Origin of the sequence: Christiangramia forsetii KT0803, assembly GCF_000060345.1 — a bacterium.
Lineage (GTDB): Bacteria > Bacteroidota > Bacteroidia > Flavobacteriales > Flavobacteriaceae > Christiangramia > Christiangramia forsetii.
In genome coordinates, this window is sequence record NC_008571.1 from 2,352,918 (window position 1) to 2,372,790 (window position 19,873).

Here is a 19,873-nt window from a genome sequence, read left to right on the forward strand (position 1 = left end):
CCATGAAGATATTAATAGTTGGAGCCAACGGAACTATTGGTAAAAAAGTAACAGCATCCCTTGCAGATAAGCACGAAATTATAAAAGTGGGTAAAAATTCGGGGCAATACCAGGTAGAAATTTCAGATGCTGTGTCTATTGAAGAGATGTTCAAAAAATCGGGAAAAGTAGACGCTATTGTGTGTATAGCCGGTGATGCTAAATGGGATAAATTTAATAATCTTTCTGAAGAAGATTTCTACATTGGTATTAAGAGTAAATTAATGGGTCAGGTAAATCTGGTAAGAATTGGCCAGAACTATATAAATCCCGGTGGTTCATTCACGCTTACAGCAGGAATTCTGGCAGATCATCCGGTAGATAAAACAACCAGTGCTGCAATGGTAAATGGCGGCATTCACAGTTTTGTGAAAGCAGTCGCTCTTGAACTTGAAAATGGCCTTAGAATTAATGCCGTTTCCGCAGATTTAGTGGAAGATGCGAAAGAGAAATATGAAGATTATTTCCCCGGACATACACCTGTACCGATGGACAAAGTGGCAGACGGATATAAGAAATCTATTCTCGGTAAAGTTAATGGAGAAATTATTAAGATCGTGGCCTGATGGAGTTTCTAATTTTAACAGGGTGCTTCTATGCTTGTTAAAGCTTCCTTAAGACATAACTTCATTTTCTTAAAGCTTTGGTAGTTTGGATATATGGGCATAGTTTTCGCAGTTCCATAAACGAAATCATAAAATAAGAAAAATGAAAAAGTTTTTTAGTAGTCTGTTATTTGTAGTCGCAGTAGGAACAGCCTCCGTAACGGCTCAATCTACTACAATGCCGCAACAACAGGAAAAAATAGAAGTAAGTGATGCTGAATTAACTCAATTCGCAGACGTATTTCAAAAAATGAGAATGATGAACCAGGAAGCTCAGAAAGAAATGATGACTGTGGTTCAGGAGAAAAATTTTGAACTTCAAAGATTCAATGAGATTCACCAGGCTAATATGGATCCAAATAAAGAGGTAGAAACTACTGATGCAGAAGATAAAAAATACAAAGCAGTTGTTTCTCAACTTGAAGAAATGCAGCCTGAATTACAAAAAAAGATGCAGGAAGTAATTTCTGAAAGTGACCTTAGTATGGAAAGATACCAGCAACTTGCAATGGCTCTTCAGTCTGATGCTTCTCTTCAGCAAAGACTTCAGGAGATCATGAAAAGTTAGAAATCATTGTACAGTATAATTTTAAAGCAGGCTTAACAGCCTGCTTTTTTATTTTATAGACTAAAGTAGATTCCTTCAAATATTTTAAGTCTATTTTAAAACATGAAAGTATCAAAGGCATCAATTTTGTTGTATTTTGAGAAAGAATAATTTTATATGACAGACATTTTAAGAAGAACAATTTATTTTATCAGTTTTTTGATATTTCTACCCGTTTGTCATGCCCAGCAATCCACCATGCAACAAAAAGACAGTTTAGAATTCAGCAATAAAATTGTACCCGACATTATTTGGAGAGAAACCTACGTAGCGCTTTCTCATTATCCCGAATTGAAGGACACCCCTATAGAAATTAGGTTTAAAAAGAAAATTAAGAAGTCCTTTATGCAGGCTCAGCCAAAAATTAGCGGACTTCTGAAGAATAGAAAAAACCGAAGTTATTTTATTTTTATCAATGAAAAATTTAAAATTGAAGATGAAGTATTTGATGTTACCACAGTACCTTCAGAAGTTTTAATTGGATGGATTGGTCACGAACTTGGCCATATAATGGATTACAGGGATAGATCTGCTGCTAACCTGGTTTGGTTTGGCGCAAAATATATAACCTCCAAAAATTATATACGGGAAGCAGAAAGAGCTGCAGACACTTATGCCGTAAATCACGGTTTAGGAGAACAGATTATTGCTACCAAAGACTTTATTCTTAATCACTCTAAGCTATCAGAAACTTATAAAAACAGAATTCAAGATCTTTATTTATCCCAGGAAGAAATTATGGTGTTAATTAATGAAGTTCATGAAGAAACAAATTAAAGGATATAGCACTATATTTTGTTTAAGAATTATCCCATCACCCTGAATTTAATTGACTTCGTCTAATCTTCGTCTTCAGGATTTCCACTTATTATATTGATAATAATGCTATAAGAGATTGTGAAAGTAGTTCAGGATGAATTTTCCCTAGCAGGTTATGATTATCTAATGACTTTCATCATTAATTTATAGTGCATCCTGGTCTTTCAGGAATTTTTGCCATTCAAGTAGCTTTTCTTCGTTCATCACTTTTTCCATCTTAACCTGCCCTCCTTTTTTCTTATTATGGGCATTCCATTCGTGAAACATATTCGGATCAATGGTAGTTAGCTTAACTCCTTTTAATGCCTTGCCTCTGGCAACTTTATAATTCTTATTTGCATCCTTTAGTGCATTATCCAGTGCTTCAGCTAATTCTTCATCGGTAGCATTGGGGTTATCTTCAGTTCCAAGATACCAGTAGTGATAATATTCTCCATCATCAGCCCTTTTTGCAGCAACTACAAATTCGGGAATTCTAATATCATATTGATTTTCCAACTCCTGCACCGCATCATTCATTTTATTTACTGAAAGTTGAGAACCCACAACGTTTAGAAAGAATTTGGTCCTTCCGGTAATTTTAATCTCATTCTTCTCTTTATCTGTAAACTTAATGGTATCCCCAATGAGATATCTCCATGCCCCACTAACCGTTGAAATAAGAAGTACATAATCTTCCTCTTCATTCACGTCTGCTAGTGAAATTACCGGAGCATCATTAGTTATAGATCCATCCTGATTAATATATTCAGGTTTAAAAGGAACAAATTCAAAATAAATCCCATTATCCAGAATAAGTTTCATGGAATGGGTTCCGGGTCTATTCTGCAAAGCTAAAAAGCCTTCAGAAGCCAAATAGGTATCTATTACCTGCACAGGTTTCCCCCAGAGTGCTTCAAAACTTTTTTCATAGGGTTCAAAAGCGACACCTCCGGATGTATAGACCTGAAGGTTTGGCCAAATTTCATGAATATTATCTACTTTATGGTATTTTATAACTTCTTTGAGCATGAGCTCCATCCATGAAGGAATTCCACTTAAAGCTCCTATATCCCAATCTTTAGCTTTTTCTGCAATTCTCTGAACTCGATCATCCCATTCGTCGATTTTTGAAATCTCTTCGCCGGGTTTATAATATCCTTTAAACCAGAAAGGAATATTGCTGGCACTAATTCCGCTAATCTCCCCTTCTTTATGATCTCCTTCTTTTTGAAGATCTGTTGAACTACCAAGCATCATAATTTCTTTTTCAAAGAAGTCTGGTGGCAGTTCAAAATTACTAAGTGCACTTACCTGCTTGATTCCGGCATTACGAATAGACTCAACCATCTCTTCAGTAACCGGAATTCTTTTACTACTTTTTCCTGTAGTTCCCGAACTCAGTGCAAAATATGGCGGTTTCCCGGGCCAGGTTACGTCTTCTTCCCCTTCATGATATTTATGCCACCATTCACTGTCTATCTTATTATAGTCGAAATATGGAACTCGATTGGCGAATTCTTTTTGAATATCATCAGATTCTAATATTTCGTCAAAATTATAATGTTTTCCGAACGAGGTATCTTTGGCTTTTTTCAACAGACCTCGTAAAACATCTTCCTGATTTTTATTCGCCTCCCCTTCGCTAGTAAAATTTTCTTTTAGGTCTATAAGACTTTTAATAATAGATCCGAATATCGCCATTTCTCGTATATAATTTTTGGAAAGTTAAATCTAGAAATACCGTTAGAGAAGCACTAAAGATTACCAAATATTTAACGGCTCACGTACGTAATATTAATCTTACATCCTTGTTTCATTTTAATTATAAAACATTCCAATAAATGTTAAATAGCCTTGAAAATCGATGAAATACAAAAAATAACTGTAATATTTACAGAATAATTACGAACTCTAATTTTTACCCTACAAATCTATGAACCAATCATTACCTCAAACTCAATCTAGATTTAAAATGATTTCTTACGATGCGGCATCTCCAGAAGTAAGAGATATTTACGATGACACTAAAAAAACACTACAATTACCCTTTGTTCTAAACTGGTTTAAATGCCAGGGGGACAATGCCCTTTTATTGCAAGGCAACTGGAGTAAACTGAAGAATACTCTAATGGAAGGCCAGGTTCCTAACGTATTGAAACAACTAATTATCTATAATGTTTCGAAAGAAAGAGGATGTAATTACTGTTCTCATGCACATGGTATTTTTGCCGATAGCATGAGTTCTATGATCTCTGAAGAAGAAGGTTTTAAAGCTACCCAGCATTTAAACTCTCCGTCTATGCCAGTGAGTTACAAAACTGCTGTTCAAGTGGTTACCAAAGCCGCTTTAAATCATTCTGATATTTCAGATGAAGATTTTCAGAAACTGGAAGAGGCAGGTTTTACTCACAAAGAAATTCAGGAATTAATGGCACAGGCAGACCTTGTAAATATGCTTAACACCATTGCCGACGTTTCAGGGATAAGAATTGATAATGAATTGCTTGAAACTCCTGAATAAATATTCTCTCATAAATAAATGAGTAATATAACTCACAACACTTCTCAGCTATATAGGATCACCTATGAAGCCTATTCAAAATTTGCCAATGATGTGAATCGTTGTGCCAATCTTGACGAAGTTGCCGAAGTTTGCAGAACACATTTGAAGTATCTGATAAATTTTAGAATTATCAGGATGACTATATTTCAAAATAATAAATATTTCTTTTTTGAATTACATGGAAATAAAGTCTGGTTCGATCTAAAAGAAAAATCTGAGATATACGACTACGAAAGGGAATTACTGGCTAGAGAAATCCCTATTATGACCAGTAAAATACCTGATAAATTAGTAAGAAACAAGGTTGATATCGAAGCTTTGACAGATCCCGTACTATGGGGATGGTGTTTTAATAAATATGAAAGAAAAGTATTAGTATCTTTGCTCGCCGATCAGGAAAAAGCATTTTCGGTCGGTGATGTAGAGATATTGAAATTAATGGTGGATTGCATTCAGGCAAAATTCAGTGAAATATATCTAAAAAGACAAATTTCTATTCAAAATAGAAATCTTTCTGAGGCTTATGACACTATTAAATCCAAGAATCTGGAGATCGAAAGAATCGTTGAAAATCAAAAACAAACGATTAAAGAACGAACAAGTGAGATTGCTTTAAAAAATGAAAAGCTACTTCATATTTCGGTTCTAAACGCTCATAATATTCGTGAACCACTTTCTCGCATTCAGGGAATTGCTGAATTATTTGAATTCTTCGATGATCATGGATGTAGAACAGAGTTAATTCCAAAACTCATAGGGAGTGTAGAAGAAATGGATGAGGTATTAAAAGAAGTTGTTGAAATGGCATCAAAGGAATTAACAGAATTAAAGGCCAAAGATTTATGAGAAAGATCTATTTAGTAGATGACCAGCCTATTTCTAATTTTATTACCAAAAAACTCATAGAACTTGAAGGGTTTGATGGTAATGTGGAGGATTATACAGATCCCACAATGGCTTTTGAATCTGTCGTAAAAGATGAAAACGCCCTTATTTTTCTGGATCTTAACATGCCTGTGATGAACGGCTGGGACTTTCTGGAAGCTATGAAGAACAAAAATGTACGACACCGTATCATTATACTCACTTCCAGTACCAGCAAAATAGATAAGGAAAAGGCCAAAGAATATCCATGTGTTATAAAATACATGGTAAAACCTATGAATAAGAAGAAGTTTTCTGAACTTTCAGATTATTTAAAAGCTTCCTAAAGTTGCCCACTCCAGATCCACAGAAACTTCTAGAACTTGCCTACGCCAAGATGCATTTTGGCAAGTACAAAGACTATTATCTCTCTGATATTCCAGAACCGTATTATGTTTGGTTTAGACAGAAAGGTTTTCCAACCGGGAAACTTGGAGACCAAATGCAACAGGTTTTTGAATTGAAGATCAATAGCCTTGAAGGCCTGTTGAGACAGATAAGAAAACGGTATCCAAAACCCTGATTTCAGTAAAAATCACCTGTTAAAAAGGTCATAATATTAGCTTTCCAAATTAGCGGCTTTTTCTATTCTTCTTTGTAATTTAGCGCCCTGAATAAAACAACACTACAAACCAGAATAAAATGGCCGATACCAAGTATATATTTGTTACAGGAGGTGTGTCTTCTTCCCTTGGAAAAGGGATTATCGCTGCTTCTTTAGCAAAATTGTTGCAGGCACGGGGATTTAAAGCTACTATTCAGAAACTGGATCCATATATTAATGTAGATCCGGGAACCCTAAATCCCTATGAACACGGAGAATGTTATGTAACCGAAGATGGCGCGGAAACCGATCTTGATCTTGGTCACTATGAGCGATTTCTAAACGTAAATACATCACAAGCTAATAATGTAACTACCGGAAGAATTTATCAAAGTGTTATTGAAAAAGAACGCCGCGGTGAATTTCTTGGAAAGACCGTTCAGGTGGTGCCGCATATAACCAATGAAATAAAAGAGAGAATTCAGATCCTGGGCAAGAACGGAGATTACGATATTGTAATTACCGAAATTGGTGGTACTGTAGGTGATATAGAATCTCTACCCTATATTGAAGCTGTTAGACAGTTAAAATGGGAATTGGGAGACGATAACGCGCTGGTAATCCATCTAACACTGGTACCATATCTTTCTGCTGCCGGTGAATTAAAAACAAAACCCACCCAACATAGTGTGAAAACGCTGATGGAAAGTGGAATTAAGGCCGATATTCTTGTTTGCCGAACAGAACATGAACTATCGGATGATATTCGAAGAAAACTGGCCATATTTTGTAATGTTAGACAGGAAGCGGTAATTCAAAGTATTGATGCGCGAACCATCTACGATGTTCCTAATATGATGCTAAAGGAAGGTTTAGATAAAGTTACTTTGAAAAAACTGGCATTACCAGATGACTCCACGCCTAATCTTGATCGTTGGAATCAGTTTTTACAGCGACACAAGAATCCGAAAGCTGAAGTTCATATTGGCTTGATTGGAAAATATGTGGAGCTTCAGGATTCTTACAAATCGATTCTGGAATCTTTTATTCATGCTGGTGCAGAAAATGAAGTTTCTGTAAATGTGGAATATATTCATTCAGAATTTATAAATGACAGCACCATTCATAATAAAATAAGTCATCTTGACGGAGTACTTGTTGCTCCGGGATTTGGCGAAAGAGGAATTGAAGGAAAGATTGATGCAGTAAGATATGCCCGCGAAAATGATTTGCCCTTCCTTGGGATTTGTCTTGGAATGCAAATGGCGGTTATTGAATTTTCAAGAAACGTTCTTCAGCTAAAAGGAGCCAATTCAACCGAAATGGATGCTGACACCAAACACCCGGTGATAGACCTTATGGAAGCTCAGAAAGAAGTTACCCATAAAGGTGGAACTATGCGACTTGGAGCATGGGACTGTGAGTTAAGCAAGGATTCTATTATCCATGCCGTTTATGGAGTCGACAAGATTAAAGAACGCCATCGTCACCGCTACGAATACAATAACAAATACAAGGAGCAGCTCGAAAATGCCGGTATGCTAAGCACTGGAATCAATCCTGAAACAGGCCTGGTAGAAATTATTGAACTTAAAGATCATCCCTGGTTTGTTGGAGTTCAATACCACCCTGAATATAAGAGTACCGTGGCCAGTCCACATCCTCTTTTTGTTTCTTTTGTAAAAGCTGCACACGAACATTCTGTAAAACAAAAAAATGCCAAGATGGCACAGAAATAAATTTGGCCGTTTTTTTGACCTAGGACGATTAAGCAAAATTAAGTAATGGAAGAAAAGAAAATAGACGTTCAATCCATAATTGGATTTATATTAATTGGAGGACTCCTGTTATGGATGCTCTATAACAATACACCTGAAGAGACTGAAACTGAAAATTCTACTACAACCGAACAGGTTGAACAGGAACCTCGAGATAATCAGGTTACTACCAACAATTCTAATACCTCACAAACTAATGACTCTACTAGTCTCGCAGATGCACAGCGTCGTTTAGGAGCTTTTGGTTATTCAGAAACATTAACTTCAGCACAGGGAGGCTCTACTACAATCTCCAATGATCTTTTAGAACTAAAGATTTCGAATAAAGGTGGATATATTGAAGAAGCACGTCTTAAAAATTTCAAAACATACGATTCTATTCCGATCTATCTAATTAAGGACGGAAATGCTTCGTTAAATATGAGTTTCACTACTACAGATGGTAGAACTTTAAATACTGAAAATCTATATTTTGAGCCAGAACTAACAGAAAGTAATGGGAACCAGATTCTTTCCATGAAACTTAAAGTTTCTGAAGATGAATACCTGGAATATCGTTATGCCATGCGTCCGGGTGAATATATGCTGGATTTCAGTGTACGTTCAGAAGGATTAACAGGAGTTTTGAATAGTGCTGAAACTCCTACTTTAGACTGGAAACTTAAAGGTTACCGACACGCAAAGAGTATCTCTTATGAAAACCGTTATACCGATCTTATTTATGAATATGATGGTGGAGATGACGATAGTGTGAGCGATGGAGAAGATGATGATGAAGATATTAGTTATATCGCCTACAGGCAACACTTTTTCTCTTCCATTCTTTTAACCGATAATCCTTTCAAAACAAGTAGTTTTAAAGTAGAAAATCTGGTAGAAGATGAAGAAGTAGATACAGTATTTACCAAGACTTTTGCCTCTACTATTCCTTTGGAATTAAAAGCGGGAGAACTTAATTATAATATGAATTGGTATTATGGTCCTTCAGATTATAAAATTTTAAACGATTACGACCGCAATCTTGATGAAATAGTTCCTCTTGGATGGGGAATCTTTGGATGGATCAATAAATATATTTTCATTCCTTTCTTTGCCTTTTTAGCTGGTTTTCTTCCAAGCTACGGAATTGCAATTATAGCAATGACGATTGTGGTAAGAATTGTACTATCGCCGGTTACCTACAAGTCTTATCTCTCTCAGGCTAAGATGAAGATCCTAAAACCTGAGATTAATGAGCTAAATGAAAAGTACAAGGATAATGCAATGAAAAAGCAGCAGGAAACTATGAAGCTTTATAGCAAGGCGGGAGCCAGCCCTATGAGCGGATGTTTACCTGCATTGATGCAGATTCCTGTATTCTACGCATTGTTCCAGTTTTTCCCGAGTGCTTTTCAATTAAGGCAGAAGAGCTTCCTTTGGGCAGATGACCTTTCCAGTTATGATGTTGTTGCTGAATTACCTTTCCATATTTGGTTTTATGGTGATCACGTAAGTTTATTCCCAATTTTGGCATCTATAGCTATCTTTGTGTATATGATGATGACCACCGGCCAAAGTATGCAGGCTAATCAACAACCGGGAATGCCTAATATGAAGTTCTTAATGTATCTTTCTCCATTAGCAATGTTGGTATTCTTCAACAACTACGCCAGTGGATTATCGCTTTATTATTTCACTTCCAACCTAATTACTATTGGTATTATGCTTGTGATTAAATATGCGATCATTGATGAGGATAAAATCCATGCTAAGATTCAGGAGAATAAGAAGAAACCTAAAAAGCAGAATAAGTTTACCAAAAAGTTTCAGCAGATGATGGAGCAAGCTGAAGAACAACAGAAAAAACAGAATAAATAATATATTTTAAAGCCCGGTTCTTACCGGGCTTTTTTAATATCATCCGGTTTTACCAGCGCTCCAAAATAAAATCCAAATTTCAGAGTTCTATTGTTGGATTGATTTTTGATTTTACTAGAATTAAATCTGTATTCAAGAGGCTTATCTAAACATGATTAAACATTATTTCAACATCGCACTATTAATCCTAATTTCAGCAAATAGTATTGCCCAGGAAAATGAGTTTGATAATGACGGAAAACGTGATGGACATTGGAAAGTCAATTTTGAAGGTACTTCTAATACTAAATTCGAAGGTAACTTTGAACATGGAAAAGAAACCGGAACCTTCAAGTTTTACAAAAAAGGTTTCTATGATCACCCAACAGCCATCATGGACTTTGAACAGGCTCAGGACTCCGTTCATGTTACATACTATGCCCAATCCGGTAAATCTATCAGCGAAGGAATGATGTTGGATAAAAAGCGCGAAGGTAAGTGGGTATATTATCATCAAAAATCAGATAGTATCATGATGATCGAGTCTTATAAGAATGATAAACTGAATGGGCTTCAAAAAACTTATTTCACCAACGGTAAACTTGCCGAAAAGACTAATTATGTACATAGCCAAAAACATGGCGAAAGTCTTATTTATGCGGATAATGGACAGGTAACTAAAGAATTGCACTATAAAGAAGGTGAATTACACGGGCCGGCTGTATATTATACCCCTAAAGGAATTAAAACCATTCAAGGCCAGTACCAAGAAGGACGAAAAACTGGAAACTGGAGGTATTTCTCTGATGGCGAATTAGAGAGAGAAGAAGATTATTAATAAATGAATATATTTGACTAACTAAAACAGCTATTTATGAAAAAGTTTTTAATTCTATTATTATCAATTGCACTTTTCACTGCCTGCAGTGATGACGATGATGCAGGTTCAGATGGAGATATTGTTGGAACCTGGCTTCTGGTTGAAGCTAATAACATTCCTGGGTATACAGTAGATGAATGTACGGGACAATCGACGATTACATTTAACGCCGACAATACTGCTTCTTCTGAATTTTTCACCAATGAAGGAGATGAATGTGTTTCAGACTCAGATTCTGGAAATTGGAGTAGTTCTTCCAATTCTCAATACACGATCCAGGTTCCTCAACTAGGTGAAGTTCCCGGAACTGTTAATTTTAACGGAAACAGATTTACTTTTACACCAAACGACTTTCAGGCTGCAAGTCTTACTTTTGAAAGAAACTAAAAGTTTTATATTTTGACTTAAAAGGTGGCTTTCGCCACCTTTTTTTATTTCGTAATTTTGTGCCCCCTTAACCGACTCTATAATCGGTTACTGAAAAAGCAAAAAATAAACAGAATGAAAAAAGTTGTTGTTGGTTTATCTGGAGGTGTAGATTCAAGCGTTTCAGCCTATCTTTTAAAGGAACAGGGCTATGAAGTGATTGGTCTATTTATGAAAAACTGGCACGACGATTCTGTTACGATTTCTGATGAATGCCCCTGGTTAGACGATAGCAATGATGCCATGATGGTAGCCGATAAACTTGGAATCCCTTTTCAAACAGTAGATCTTAGCGAACAATATAAAGAGCGTATCGTGGACTATATGTTTAACGAATATGAAAAGGGCCGTACTCCTAATCCTGATGTGCTTTGTAACAGGGAAATAAAATTTGATGTTTTCATGAAGATCGCGCTTTCCCTTGGAGCCGATTATGTGGCTACTGGCCATTATTGCAGAAAGGCAGAATTTGAAAAAGATGGCGAACCTATCTACCAGTTGCTTTCAGGAGAAGACAATAATAAAGATCAGTCCTATTTTCTTTGTCAGCTCACACAGGAGCAGCTTTCAAAGACCCTCTTCCCTATTGGAGAACTTCAGAAATCTGAAGTAAGAAAGATCGCTGCAGAACAAAATCTGGTAACTGCGGAAAAAAAGGACTCACAGGGACTTTGTTTTATTGGAAAAGTAAGACTTCCCGATTTTCTTCAACAGAAATTAAAATCTAAAGAAGGGGTGATTGTAGAAGTTCCTGCAGGGAATGATTCTTATCTGGAAGAAGACATCAATTTCAAATCTAAAATTGATCAGTTGCAACATCTCTCTAAAAAGTTCAACTACCAGCTTACAGATGGCAAAGTAGTTGGAAAACATCAGGGGGCGCATTATTTCACTAAAGGTCAACGTAAAGGCCTTGCTGTGGGTGGAACGCCAGAACCACTATTCGTAATAGATACCGATGTTATTGAAAATGTGATCTATACCGGACAGGGAAAAGATCATCCGGGAATCTATCGTCAGGGACTTTTTATCGCTCAGGACGAGGTTCACTGGGTACGTAGAGATCTTGCGATCGATAGTGATGAAGAATTAAGAATAAAAGCCAGAATTAGATACCGTCAACCTCTTCAGGATGCCACACTTCACCAAACTGAAAATGGTATGTACGTCATTTTTGATCAGCCACAGGCATCCATTACTGAAGGACAATTTGTGGCCTGGTACCAGAACGGGGAATTGTTAGGTTCAGGAGTTATTTCGTAAATTCAAGGTTTACAGCCCTATCCATGAAAAGACTTTTATTAATCTTTTTTCTTGTTACCTGTTACTCTTATTCACAGGAAGAACACGCATGGATATACTTTAAAGATAAACCTAATGTAGAAGCGGCTCTAAACAATCCTTCCACTATCTTAAGCTCGAAAGCTATTCAGCGTAAATCGTTGCGTGGTACGCCAATCGATGAAAGGGATATTCCGGTAAATGAAGCATATATTTCTACTATTAAAACGCAGGAGAATATTTCGGTAAAGGCGAAGTCTAAATGGATGAATTGTGTTCATGTAATTGGATCATTAGAAGCTATCTCTAATCTAAGTAATCTGGGATTTGTTTCAGAAATCGAATTTGCGAATAAAAACATAAACTCAAGAGCTTCCGTAGAAAATAAAAAGTTAGAGAACAAATTAGAAACCAATATTGATTTCAATTACGGTCTGGCATTAAACCAGACTAAGATGTTGAGTACCGATTATCTTCATGAAAATGATTATACAGGAGAAGGAGTCACCATAGCAGTGATGGATGGCGGTTTTGCAAATGTAAATACAATAGGAGCATTTGATAGGTTGAAATTGAATGGAAAACTGCTGGGTGGTTTTGATTTCACCAATAGATCTGGAAATTACAGTAATCCTGAATTAAGCAATCACGGAACACTGGTGCTTTCAAATATGGCCGGTTTTATTGAAAATAATTTTGTTGGAACCGCACCAGATGCAGCATATTATCTATTTATTACTGAAATTGGACCTACAGAAACTCCTGTTGAAGAAACTTATTGGGTGGAAGCTGCTGAAAGAGCAGATAGCCTGGGAGTAGACCTGATAAACACCTCTCTAGGCTATACATTATTTGATAATCCAGATTATAGTTATGCTCCTGAAGATATGGACGGCAAAACTGCGTTTATTTCACGAGGTGCGAATATTGCCACAGAAAAAGGCTTATTGATAGTAACCTCAGCGGGGAACCGGGGAGAGGAAAATTATTTTAATATTATCAGCGCTCCTGCAGATGCCAATGTTCTAAGTGTTGGTGGAGTAGATAGAAATAGAAATTATGTCACTTTCAGTTCTCGAGGACCTTCAGCAGATGGTCGCGTGAAACCAGATGTCGCCGCTCAGGGTTTAGAGATTGTTGCTATAGATCAGTTTAATAACCTGGTACAAGCCAGTGGAACTTCTTTTGCCTCTCCCATTCTTGCAGGTTCAGTTGCCAGTTTCTGGCAGGCCGATCCATCTTTGAGCAATCTTGAAGTAATGCAACTTGTAAAAGCGGCTTCAAGTTTATTTAACACACCAAATAATAGGCTTGGCTATGGAATACCCGATTTTAGGAATGCGCTGTCAGATTTACTTGAAAGCAATCAGGATTCAGGGGAGCTTTTTCTATATCAAAATCCGGTCGTCAATCAGTTAAAGTTCAATAATTCTACAGATCAAACTTACAATATCACTTTATTCGATATGCTTGGCCAGGTGATTTTACAAAAGGACCAGGTTCAGAATGAAATAGACCTTTCAGGTTTTTCTAAAGGAATTTATATTGCTATGTTTGAACAAAATAATTCCAGACAATCATTTCTTATTATTAAAAAATAATGCCAGCTACCAATAGAATTACCGAACTATTCAATATAAAATATCCATTAATTCAAGCCGGAATGATCTGGGCCAGCGGATGGAAATTAGCCAGTGCTGTATCTAATGCCGGCGGATTGGGAATTATAGGTTCCGGTTCCATGTATCCAGACATTCTTAGAGAACATATTCAAAAATGTAAGAAGGAGACTGCAAAACCATTCGCTGTAAATGTCCCTATGCTCTATCCTGAAATAGATAAGATCATGGAGATTATTATTGAAGAAGGCGTGAAGATCGTTTTTACCTCTGCCGGAAACCCAAAAACCTGGACGAAACATTTACAGGATCACGGAATTAAAGTAGTTCATGTAGTTAGCAGTGTGAAATTTGCAATAAAATCTGAAGAAGCAGGAGTGGATGCTGTTGTTGCCGAAGGTTTTGAAGCTGGAGGACATAATGGTCGTGACGAAACTACCACGTTCACGCTTATTCCAATGGTAAAAGAAAAGATTTCTATTCCTTTAATTGCTGCCGGAGGGATTGCGACAGGAAGCGGTATGTTGGCCGCGATGGTATTGGGAGCAGACGCCGTACAAATCGGAAGTCGGTTTGTAGCAACTCCAGAAGCTTCCTCTCATAAAAATTTCAAGGAAATGGTAGTGAATGCCAAGGAGGGCGATACGGTGCTAACACTAAAAGAATTAGCCCCTGTTCGCTTACTGAAAAACAAATTTTATAAGGATGTTCAGGATCTTTATTTAAAAACACCTAGCAAGGAAGATCTTATTGAATTATTAGGCAGAGCCCGTGCAAAGAAAGGTATGTTTGAGGGTGACCTTGAAGAAGGTGAACTTGAAATTGGACAAATTTCAGGACTTATTCACGAAATAAAACCTGCGGAAGAAATTGTAAATGAAATCATGACTAATTTCGAAAATGCAAAACAAGAAGTTAATAGCCTTTAAAGAGTATATGCTTTAAATTTTTCTAATTCGTCTGCTACGAATTTTCTCCATCGCATTTCCGCTGAACTGTTCTCACTATGCGAAGTTTCTTTATCAAACTGATTTTGCATGGCAACACGTTCAGACTCTATTCTGTTATAAAGTCTTTTAAGATCCTGGCGTATATTTCTCCCAATTTCATAATCATCTAATGCTTTTCTAAGCTTTCGCGCATGTAATTCTGAAATATCAAAGTGCAGTTGTTCATGTGCTAATAGATATTCTTCATTTTTAATATCCTTAACCCAGGAAAGGTTTGGATAGAAATTGGTGAAAACTTCATGTTTTAGAACAGGCACACCAGAGGCTGTACTATAACTCCAACTATAACTAATTCCCGAATTGGTATTTGCTGAAAAAGAATTCGATTTATCCGGCTGCGCTTTAAAATCATTCCAGTTTAAGGGAAGTCCCTCCTGCCATTGAATTTTCTCCTGCTTTTCCTGAGAAAAAGTGATCATTGGAATCACCAGAAAAAACAATAAGCTACCTAAACTTTTCATGAGTATTTGAAAGATATAATCTTTTCAATATCCGGATGTAAACTGTGCAATACAGGACAGGTTTCTCCGGTATTTTCAAGGATCTTAGTCTCCTTTTCACCATAAGACTTCGGAAAGAGAATATCTACCTCAATTTTAGAAATTCTTCGTGGATTAGAAGCCATTGTTTTGGTTACTTCAGCAGAGGCTCCGTCCATATCAAGCCCCATAGATTCAGCCTTAATTCCCATTACAGTTAACATACAGGTCGCCAAAGCATTGGCAACAGTATCGGTTGGAGAGAAAGCCTCGCCTTTTCCATGATTATCAACCGGAGCATCAGTGATCATTTTAGAACTACTTTGAAGGTGTTCAGATTCGGTTCTAAGTCCGCCAAGATATTTAACTTTAGAGGTCATTTGCTTCAGATATGGTTAGATCTTCATTTAACTGCAGAATATAAATGGCATCGTTTGTATAACCTCCGCCAGCGTTGGGCATATAATGAAACTTACTTTCATAATATTCGGTATAACCGGGATATTTTTCAAAAGACTCATAAAGATCTTCAGCAGAAGCAAGTCTTAAAAGTACATCCATAGTAAGATCATAGCCTCTTAAAGCATATTTATTTGGCTCTATATTAAATCTTTCCTCGTAATCTTCTATAAAACCTTCAGAAGCTTTTGTATCATACTCTTTATCTACTGAAGGATAACGGAACTTTAATTTCCCAAGGTGGTTATTAGAGACAATATCGCTTTCGTAAGCACTATTTTTATTAGTGGTAAGTAAGGTTACATCGTGATTTCTTGCCAACCTGTTCAAGGCTGAAGTGGTACTGCTAACCAGATTGATATTTTCTGATTCCAGAATGATCCAGTTTTCACCACCGGTCATCATCGCAGCTAATTCCTGCTCTGAAACAAAATTATTACTTGGATTAATATTCCTTGCGGAAGGAAGGACATTATTCAGTTCGTTTTTAATCTGAAAAGATTTTCCACCTGCAATAATAATTACGTTTTTTCCGGGAGCATTTCTGGAAAAATAATCCAACATGGCTTTTTTCGTAAGTTCATCACCAGGATTAGATTGAAAAAGATTCTTGAACCCCCTCATACTTCTATTAGAAAGTGGATTGATCACAGGGATATTACTGCTTTCCAATCTAGCAGCAGCAGCTTCCGAAGTTTTCTGAAGCAAGGGTCCAATGACGGCATCTACATTATTAAAGTTATTAGCATTAATAATGTTTGCAACTTCATTTTCATTTCGCCTGGTATCGTAAACTTTTAAATTTGTAGAAATCCCCATAGATTTTGCTTTATCTACCGCCATGAGAACACCACTATAAAAGTCTAAGGAAATTCTTACTACCCGTTCATTTAAAATTGTATTTCGGTAGGTACCTAAAGAATCGGTATCAATTAGATCCAAATGATACGGTAACATTAAAACAATTTCTTTAGTGCTACGATTGTCTATAGACTCACTAAGATTCATTTTTGTATAGGCGTCCTCCCCTTTTCCGGTATAAGCATCATCGTCTATCTCTTTACCGTCCTTATTATTCTTCGGAACTTTTAATACCATCCCAAACTTTAACCCCTCTTTGAGTGCAGGGTTAAGTTGCTTTAACGAATCCTGGCTTACACCAAAACGTTCAGAAAGACTATATAAGGTCTCCTGAGGTTTTACTTCATAGAACCTGAATCTTTCATCGGTAATAATTACCAGCTCATCTTCAAGAACATCTATCCCTACTCTTATCATCATTCCCGGCTGAAGAACTTCCACCCTCGGATTCAAACCCTGCAGTTCTTTGACTGTCATTCCATACTTCCTGGCAATTCCATATTTGGTTTCTTTAGGAAGTACAATATGTTCTCTGGTACTTGTGATTTGTTTTTCCTGAGGCTTATTGGTTGCAACGGGAGTAGAATCTGGTTTGGTTACCATAGCAACCGATTCAGAAGAACTTCCTGAAGGAATTTTTACAGTCTCCCCCATTTGCAATTCTTTTGAATAAAGTTGCTTGTTATATTTCTTTATTTCATCAATACTTACATTGTATTCTTTGGATAAACTGTAAAGTGTCTCCTTTTTCTTAACCGTATGTTCAATAAATTCTGGAGTACCGGAAGTTTCTAACTTTTCTGAAGTAGCTTTCCCATCAATAGGAATTACCAGTTTTTCATTTAAACCAATTCCTTCGCGGGCACCAGGGTTATATTTGTAAATATCCTCCTCGTCTATACTGTAACTTTGGGAAATACTAAAAACCGTTTCCCCTTTTTTTACAGTATGATATTTATAGGACTGGGCATTCGCCGAAGTCGCATAAATCTGAAAAAGAAAACATAATACAAATAGGTACTTCATTTTGATCAATTTAAGTTGAAATGGTCAATTCTATTATTCCCATTCTATGGTTGCCGGTGGTTTAGAACTAATATCATATACCACTCTATTAACGCCCTTTACCCTGTTAATTATTGTATTGGATGTTTTCTGTAAAAATTCATAAGGTAAATTTACCCAGTCTGCCGTCATTCCATCGGTAGATTCAACTGCTCGAAGTGCTACAACCTGCTCATAAGTTCGCTCATCTCCCATTACTCCAACCGACTGAATTGGCAGTAAAATTGCTCCTGCCTGCCATACTTTATCATATAACATCCAGTCCCTTAATCCCTGAATAAAAATATGATCTACTTCCTGAAGGATCCTTACTTTCTCTTCTGTAATATCCCCTAAAATTCTAATCGCCAGTCCTGGTCCCGGAAATGGATGTCTGCCCAGTAATTCTTTATCTATTCCAAGTTCCTTTCCTACACGTCTTACCTCATCTTTAAACAACATTCTTAGAGGTTCCACAATTTTAAGTTTCATAAAGTCAGGTAAACCACCCACATTATGATGCGATTTAATAGTTACTGAAGGCCCGTTTACTGAAACAGATTCTATCACATCAGGATAAATAGTACCCTGTGCTAAATATACCACATCTTTAATCTCGTGCGCCTCATCATCAAAAACTTCGATGAAAGTATTTCCAATCGCTTTACGCTTTTCTTCAGGATCACTTAATCCTTTTAGGGCATCCAAGAAACGTGCCGAAGCATCAACGCCTTTAACGTTAAGCCCCATATCTTTATATTGATCAAGAACGCTCTCAAATTCATTCTTTCTCAACAATCCGTTATTTACAAAAATGCAATAAAGGTTTTTCCCGATAGCTTTATGCAGAAGTACCGCGGCAACTGTAGAATCTACTCCACCACTCAAACCAAGTACCACTTTATCATCCCCAACCTTCTCCTTTAATTCTGAAACTGTAAGATCTACAAACTTACCAGGTGTCCAGGTTGCTTTAGTACCTGCAATCTTTATAAGGAAATTTTCAAGTAATTGTTTTCCGTCTGTTGAATGATAAACTTCAGGATGAAACTGTATCGCAAAAGTTTGTTCTCCTTCAATTCTATAGGCTGCATTCAGAACATCTGAAGTACTTGCCAGTCTCACTCCATTTTCAGGCAATCTGATGATAGAATCACTATGACTCATCCACACCTGGGAATTTTCTTTGATGTTTTCGAATAATGGTTCGGCATCCTTAATAACTGTAAGATTAGCTCTACCATATTCCCTTGTATCTGAAGGTTCTACTTTTCCCCCATGAAAATGGGCAAAATACTGAGCTCCATAACAAACAGCCAGAATGGGCAATTTTCCACGAATCTGAGAAAGGTCCGGATGCGGTGCATCTTCAGCTCTCACAGAAAACGGACTTCCGGAAAGAATTACCGCTTTAAAACCTGATAAATCTTCCGGGATCTTATGATAAGGATAAATTTCACAGTAAATATTCAGCTCTCTAACTCTACGCGCGATAAGCTGCGTGTACTGCGAGCCAAAGTCTAGGATGAGTACGTTGTTTTGCATGCGCAAAAATAGGAAATTGGGAAAAAATGAATGCAAGGGATTTGATAAATTTTATCATTGTCTTCCGACATAAGATGTAAGACCGCTCCGTTGATAGATTTAAGAAGTGAGATTTGATTTTAACTAATTGAAAATAGGTCTTTTAATCTGTATTAATTTTTCAAAAAGCAAAAAATTGTACTATGAAATACATAAGTGCCATTGTTTTTTCCCTTGCTATTGTAATTGCTGAATATTTCTTAGGTAATTCTTATGTCTCCAGGGCAAATCCAGATGGAGTAATTTCAGTAACAGGATCGGGTAGTGAGAATTTCACTTCAGACCATAATGTTTGGGAGAGACAATTTTCCAGGACCAGTGCTAACCTGGAACAGAATAAAGAAACGGTCTATGACTATCTTATTTCCAAGGGAATTAAAGCTGAAAACCTTGTTTTTAATTCAGTAAATACCGGTGAACAACAAGAGAATCAATATCAAAATGGCAATTATGCAGGCAGTGTATTTAAAGGATATTTACTATCACAATCGGTAAAAATCGAATCAACTATGTGGACTGTATTTATTATGTAA

The 19,873-nt window shown here is 36.6% G+C and carries 20 protein-coding genes; 15 read left to right on the forward strand and 5 right to left on the reverse strand.

Annotated elements, in window-relative coordinates; genetic code table 11:
* Window positions 1–2 precede the first annotated feature (2 nt).
* The 3 genes from GFO_RS10400 to GFO_RS10410 all read left to right on the forward strand — a co-directional run bounded on the left by GFO_RS10400 (window position 3) and on the right by GFO_RS10410 (window position 2,028).
* Window positions 3–605: a short chain dehydrogenase gene (locus GFO_RS10400; RefSeq protein ID WP_011710078.1), complete on the forward strand. Its 603-nt coding sequence runs from the start codon at window positions 3–5 to the stop codon at window positions 603–605.
* A 142-nt stretch (window positions 606–747) separates the two neighbouring features.
* Window positions 748–1,212: a DUF4168 domain-containing protein gene (locus GFO_RS10405; RefSeq protein WP_011710079.1), complete on the forward strand. Its 465-nt coding sequence runs from the start codon at window positions 748–750 to the stop codon at window positions 1,210–1,212.
* A 156-nt stretch (window positions 1,213–1,368) separates the two neighbouring features.
* Window positions 1,369–2,028, forward strand: coding sequence for a M48 family metalloprotease (locus tag GFO_RS10410; protein WP_011710080.1), 660 nt, complete (start codon window positions 1,369–1,371; stop codon window positions 2,026–2,028).
* Window positions 2,029–2,214: 186 nt separating this feature from the next.
* Here GFO_RS10410 and GFO_RS10415 read toward each other — a convergent pair whose 3' ends face one another.
* Entirely contained in the window at window positions 2,215–3,753 is a 1,539-nt protein-coding gene (locus GFO_RS10415; RefSeq protein WP_011710081.1) for a GH3 family acyl-acid amido synthetase, read from the reverse strand.
* 232 nt (window positions 3,754–3,985) lie between these two features.
* Between GFO_RS10415 and GFO_RS10420 the strand changes: the two genes are divergently transcribed.
* The 11 genes from GFO_RS10420 (at window position 3,986) to GFO_RS10470 (ending at window position 14,832) form a co-directional block, all read left to right on the forward strand.
* Complete coding sequence (locus tag GFO_RS10420) at window positions 3,986–4,573, forward strand: carboxymuconolactone decarboxylase family protein (RefSeq protein WP_011710082.1); 588 nt, start codon at window positions 3,986–3,988, stop codon at window positions 4,571–4,573.
* An 18-nt stretch (window positions 4,574–4,591) separates the two neighbouring features.
* Complete coding sequence (locus GFO_RS10425) at window positions 4,592–5,461, forward strand: hypothetical protein (RefSeq protein WP_011710083.1); 870 nt, start codon at window positions 4,592–4,594, stop codon at window positions 5,459–5,461.
* Window positions 5,458–5,826 (forward strand): response regulator, encoded by a 369-nt coding sequence (locus GFO_RS10430; RefSeq protein WP_011710084.1) that lies wholly within the window; start codon window positions 5,458–5,460, stop codon window positions 5,824–5,826. The genes GFO_RS10425 and GFO_RS10430 overlap by 4 nt, the downstream gene beginning before the upstream one ends.
* A gap of 2 nt (window positions 5,827–5,828) precedes the next feature.
* Window positions 5,829–6,062, forward strand: a complete 234-nt coding sequence (locus GFO_RS10435; protein ID WP_011710085.1) for a DUF3820 family protein — start codon at window positions 5,829–5,831, stop codon at window positions 6,060–6,062.
* A 119-nt stretch (window positions 6,063–6,181) separates the two neighbouring features.
* Window positions 6,182–7,822 carry a CTP synthase gene (locus tag GFO_RS10440; protein ID WP_011710086.1) on the forward strand — a complete coding sequence of 547 codons (1,641 nt, stop codon included), beginning with the start codon at window positions 6,182–6,184 and terminating at the stop codon, window positions 7,820–7,822.
* A gap of 45 nt (window positions 7,823–7,867) precedes the next feature.
* On the forward strand, window positions 7,868–9,718 hold the full coding sequence (gene yidC, locus GFO_RS10445) for a membrane protein insertase YidC (protein ID WP_011710087.1): 1,851 nt from the start codon (window positions 7,868–7,870) through the stop codon (window positions 9,716–9,718).
* Window positions 9,719–9,869: 151 nt separating this feature from the next.
* On the forward strand, window positions 9,870–10,535 hold the full coding sequence (locus tag GFO_RS10450; protein WP_011710088.1) for a toxin-antitoxin system YwqK family antitoxin: 666 nt from the start codon (window positions 9,870–9,872) through the stop codon (window positions 10,533–10,535).
* 36 nt (window positions 10,536–10,571) lie between these two features.
* The gene (locus GFO_RS10455; protein ID WP_011710089.1) at window positions 10,572–10,964 is read left to right on the forward strand and encodes a lipocalin-like domain-containing protein; all 393 of its coding nucleotides are present in this window, start codon (window positions 10,572–10,574) and stop codon (window positions 10,962–10,964) included.
* Window positions 10,965–11,078: 114 nt separating this feature from the next.
* Window positions 11,079–12,266, forward strand: coding sequence for a tRNA 2-thiouridine(34) synthase MnmA (gene mnmA, locus GFO_RS10460; protein ID WP_011710090.1), 1,188 nt, complete (start codon window positions 11,079–11,081; stop codon window positions 12,264–12,266).
* Between the two features lie 23 nt (window positions 12,267–12,289).
* Window positions 12,290–13,885, forward strand: coding sequence for a S8 family serine peptidase (locus GFO_RS10465; protein ID WP_011710091.1), 1,596 nt, complete (start codon window positions 12,290–12,292; stop codon window positions 13,883–13,885).
* Entirely contained in the window at window positions 13,885–14,832 is a 948-nt protein-coding gene (locus GFO_RS10470) for an NAD(P)H-dependent flavin oxidoreductase (protein WP_011710092.1), read from the forward strand. The genes GFO_RS10465 and GFO_RS10470 overlap by 1 nt, the downstream gene beginning before the upstream one ends.
* Here the strand turns inward: GFO_RS10470 and GFO_RS10475 are convergent.
* From GFO_RS10475 to guaA, 4 genes are read right to left on the reverse strand one after another with little or no spacing between them, the layout of a single operon-like run.
* The gene (locus GFO_RS10475; RefSeq protein ID WP_011710093.1) at window positions 14,829–15,374 is read right to left on the reverse strand and encodes a DUF922 domain-containing protein; all 546 of its coding nucleotides are present in this window, start codon (window positions 15,372–15,374) and stop codon (window positions 14,829–14,831) included. The two genes, GFO_RS10470 and GFO_RS10475, sit on opposite strands and share 4 nt — an antisense overlap.
* Window positions 15,371–15,772 carry an OsmC family protein gene (locus tag GFO_RS10480; RefSeq protein WP_011710094.1) on the reverse strand — a complete coding sequence of 134 codons (402 nt, stop codon included), beginning with the start codon at window positions 15,770–15,772 and terminating at the stop codon, window positions 15,371–15,373. Before GFO_RS10480 ends, GFO_RS10475 begins: the two co-directional genes overlap by 4 nt.
* Complete coding sequence (locus GFO_RS10485; protein ID WP_011710095.1) at window positions 15,762–17,738, reverse strand: LysM peptidoglycan-binding domain-containing protein; 1,977 nt, start codon at window positions 17,736–17,738, stop codon at window positions 15,762–15,764. The genes GFO_RS10480 and GFO_RS10485 overlap by 11 nt, the downstream gene beginning before the upstream one ends.
* 33 nt (window positions 17,739–17,771) lie before the next feature.
* Window positions 17,772–19,301, reverse strand: coding sequence for a glutamine-hydrolyzing GMP synthase (guaA, locus tag GFO_RS10490; protein WP_011710096.1), 1,530 nt, complete (start codon window positions 19,299–19,301; stop codon window positions 17,772–17,774).
* A 182-nt stretch (window positions 19,302–19,483) separates the two neighbouring features.
* Between guaA and GFO_RS10495 the strand changes: the two genes are divergently transcribed.
* Window positions 19,484–19,873: an SIMPL domain-containing protein gene (locus tag GFO_RS10495; RefSeq protein ID WP_011710097.1), complete on the forward strand. Its 390-nt coding sequence runs from the start codon at window positions 19,484–19,486 to the stop codon at window positions 19,871–19,873.

Coding starts and splice junctions, on each gene's coding strand:
- GFO_RS10400 (WP_011710078.1), top strand. CDS start 3: ATGAAGATATTAATAGTTGGAGCCAACGGAACTATTGGTAAAAAAGTA.
- GFO_RS10405 (WP_011710079.1), top strand. CDS start 748: ATGAAAAAGTTTTTTAGTAGTCTGTTATTTGTAGTCGCAGTAGGAACA.
- GFO_RS10410 (WP_011710080.1), top strand. CDS start 1,369: ATGACAGACATTTTAAGAAGAACAATTTATTTTATCAGTTTTTTGATA.
- GFO_RS10415 (WP_011710081.1), bottom strand. CDS start 3,753: ATGGCGATATTCGGATCTATTATTAAAAGTCTTATAGACCTAAAAGAA.
- GFO_RS10420 (WP_011710082.1), top strand. CDS start 3,986: ATGAACCAATCATTACCTCAAACTCAATCTAGATTTAAAATGATTTCT.
- GFO_RS10425 (WP_011710083.1), top strand. CDS start 4,592: ATGAGTAATATAACTCACAACACTTCTCAGCTATATAGGATCACCTAT.
- GFO_RS10430 (WP_011710084.1), top strand. CDS start 5,458: ATGAGAAAGATCTATTTAGTAGATGACCAGCCTATTTCTAATTTTATT.
- GFO_RS10440 (WP_011710086.1), top strand. CDS start 6,182: ATGGCCGATACCAAGTATATATTTGTTACAGGAGGTGTGTCTTCTTCC.
- yidC (WP_011710087.1), top strand. CDS start 7,868: ATGGAAGAAAAGAAAATAGACGTTCAATCCATAATTGGATTTATATTA.
- GFO_RS10450 (WP_011710088.1), top strand. CDS start 9,870: ATGATTAAACATTATTTCAACATCGCACTATTAATCCTAATTTCAGCA.
- GFO_RS10455 (WP_011710089.1), top strand. CDS start 10,572: ATGAAAAAGTTTTTAATTCTATTATTATCAATTGCACTTTTCACTGCC.
- mnmA (WP_011710090.1), top strand. CDS start 11,079: ATGAAAAAAGTTGTTGTTGGTTTATCTGGAGGTGTAGATTCAAGCGTT.
- GFO_RS10465 (WP_011710091.1), top strand. CDS start 12,290: ATGAAAAGACTTTTATTAATCTTTTTTCTTGTTACCTGTTACTCTTAT.
- GFO_RS10470 (WP_011710092.1), top strand. CDS start 13,885: ATGCCAGCTACCAATAGAATTACCGAACTATTCAATATAAAATATCCA.
- GFO_RS10475 (WP_011710093.1), bottom strand. CDS start 15,374: ATGAAAAGTTTAGGTAGCTTATTGTTTTTTCTGGTGATTCCAATGATC.
- GFO_RS10480 (WP_011710094.1), bottom strand. CDS start 15,772: ATGACCTCTAAAGTTAAATATCTTGGCGGACTTAGAACCGAATCTGAA.
- GFO_RS10485 (WP_011710095.1), bottom strand. CDS start 17,738: ATGAAGTACCTATTTGTATTATGTTTTCTTTTTCAGATTTATGCGACT.
- guaA (WP_011710096.1), bottom strand. CDS start 19,301: ATGCAAAACAACGTACTCATCCTAGACTTTGGCTCGCAGTACACGCAG.
- GFO_RS10495 (WP_011710097.1), top strand. CDS start 19,484: ATGAAATACATAAGTGCCATTGTTTTTTCCCTTGCTATTGTAATTGCT.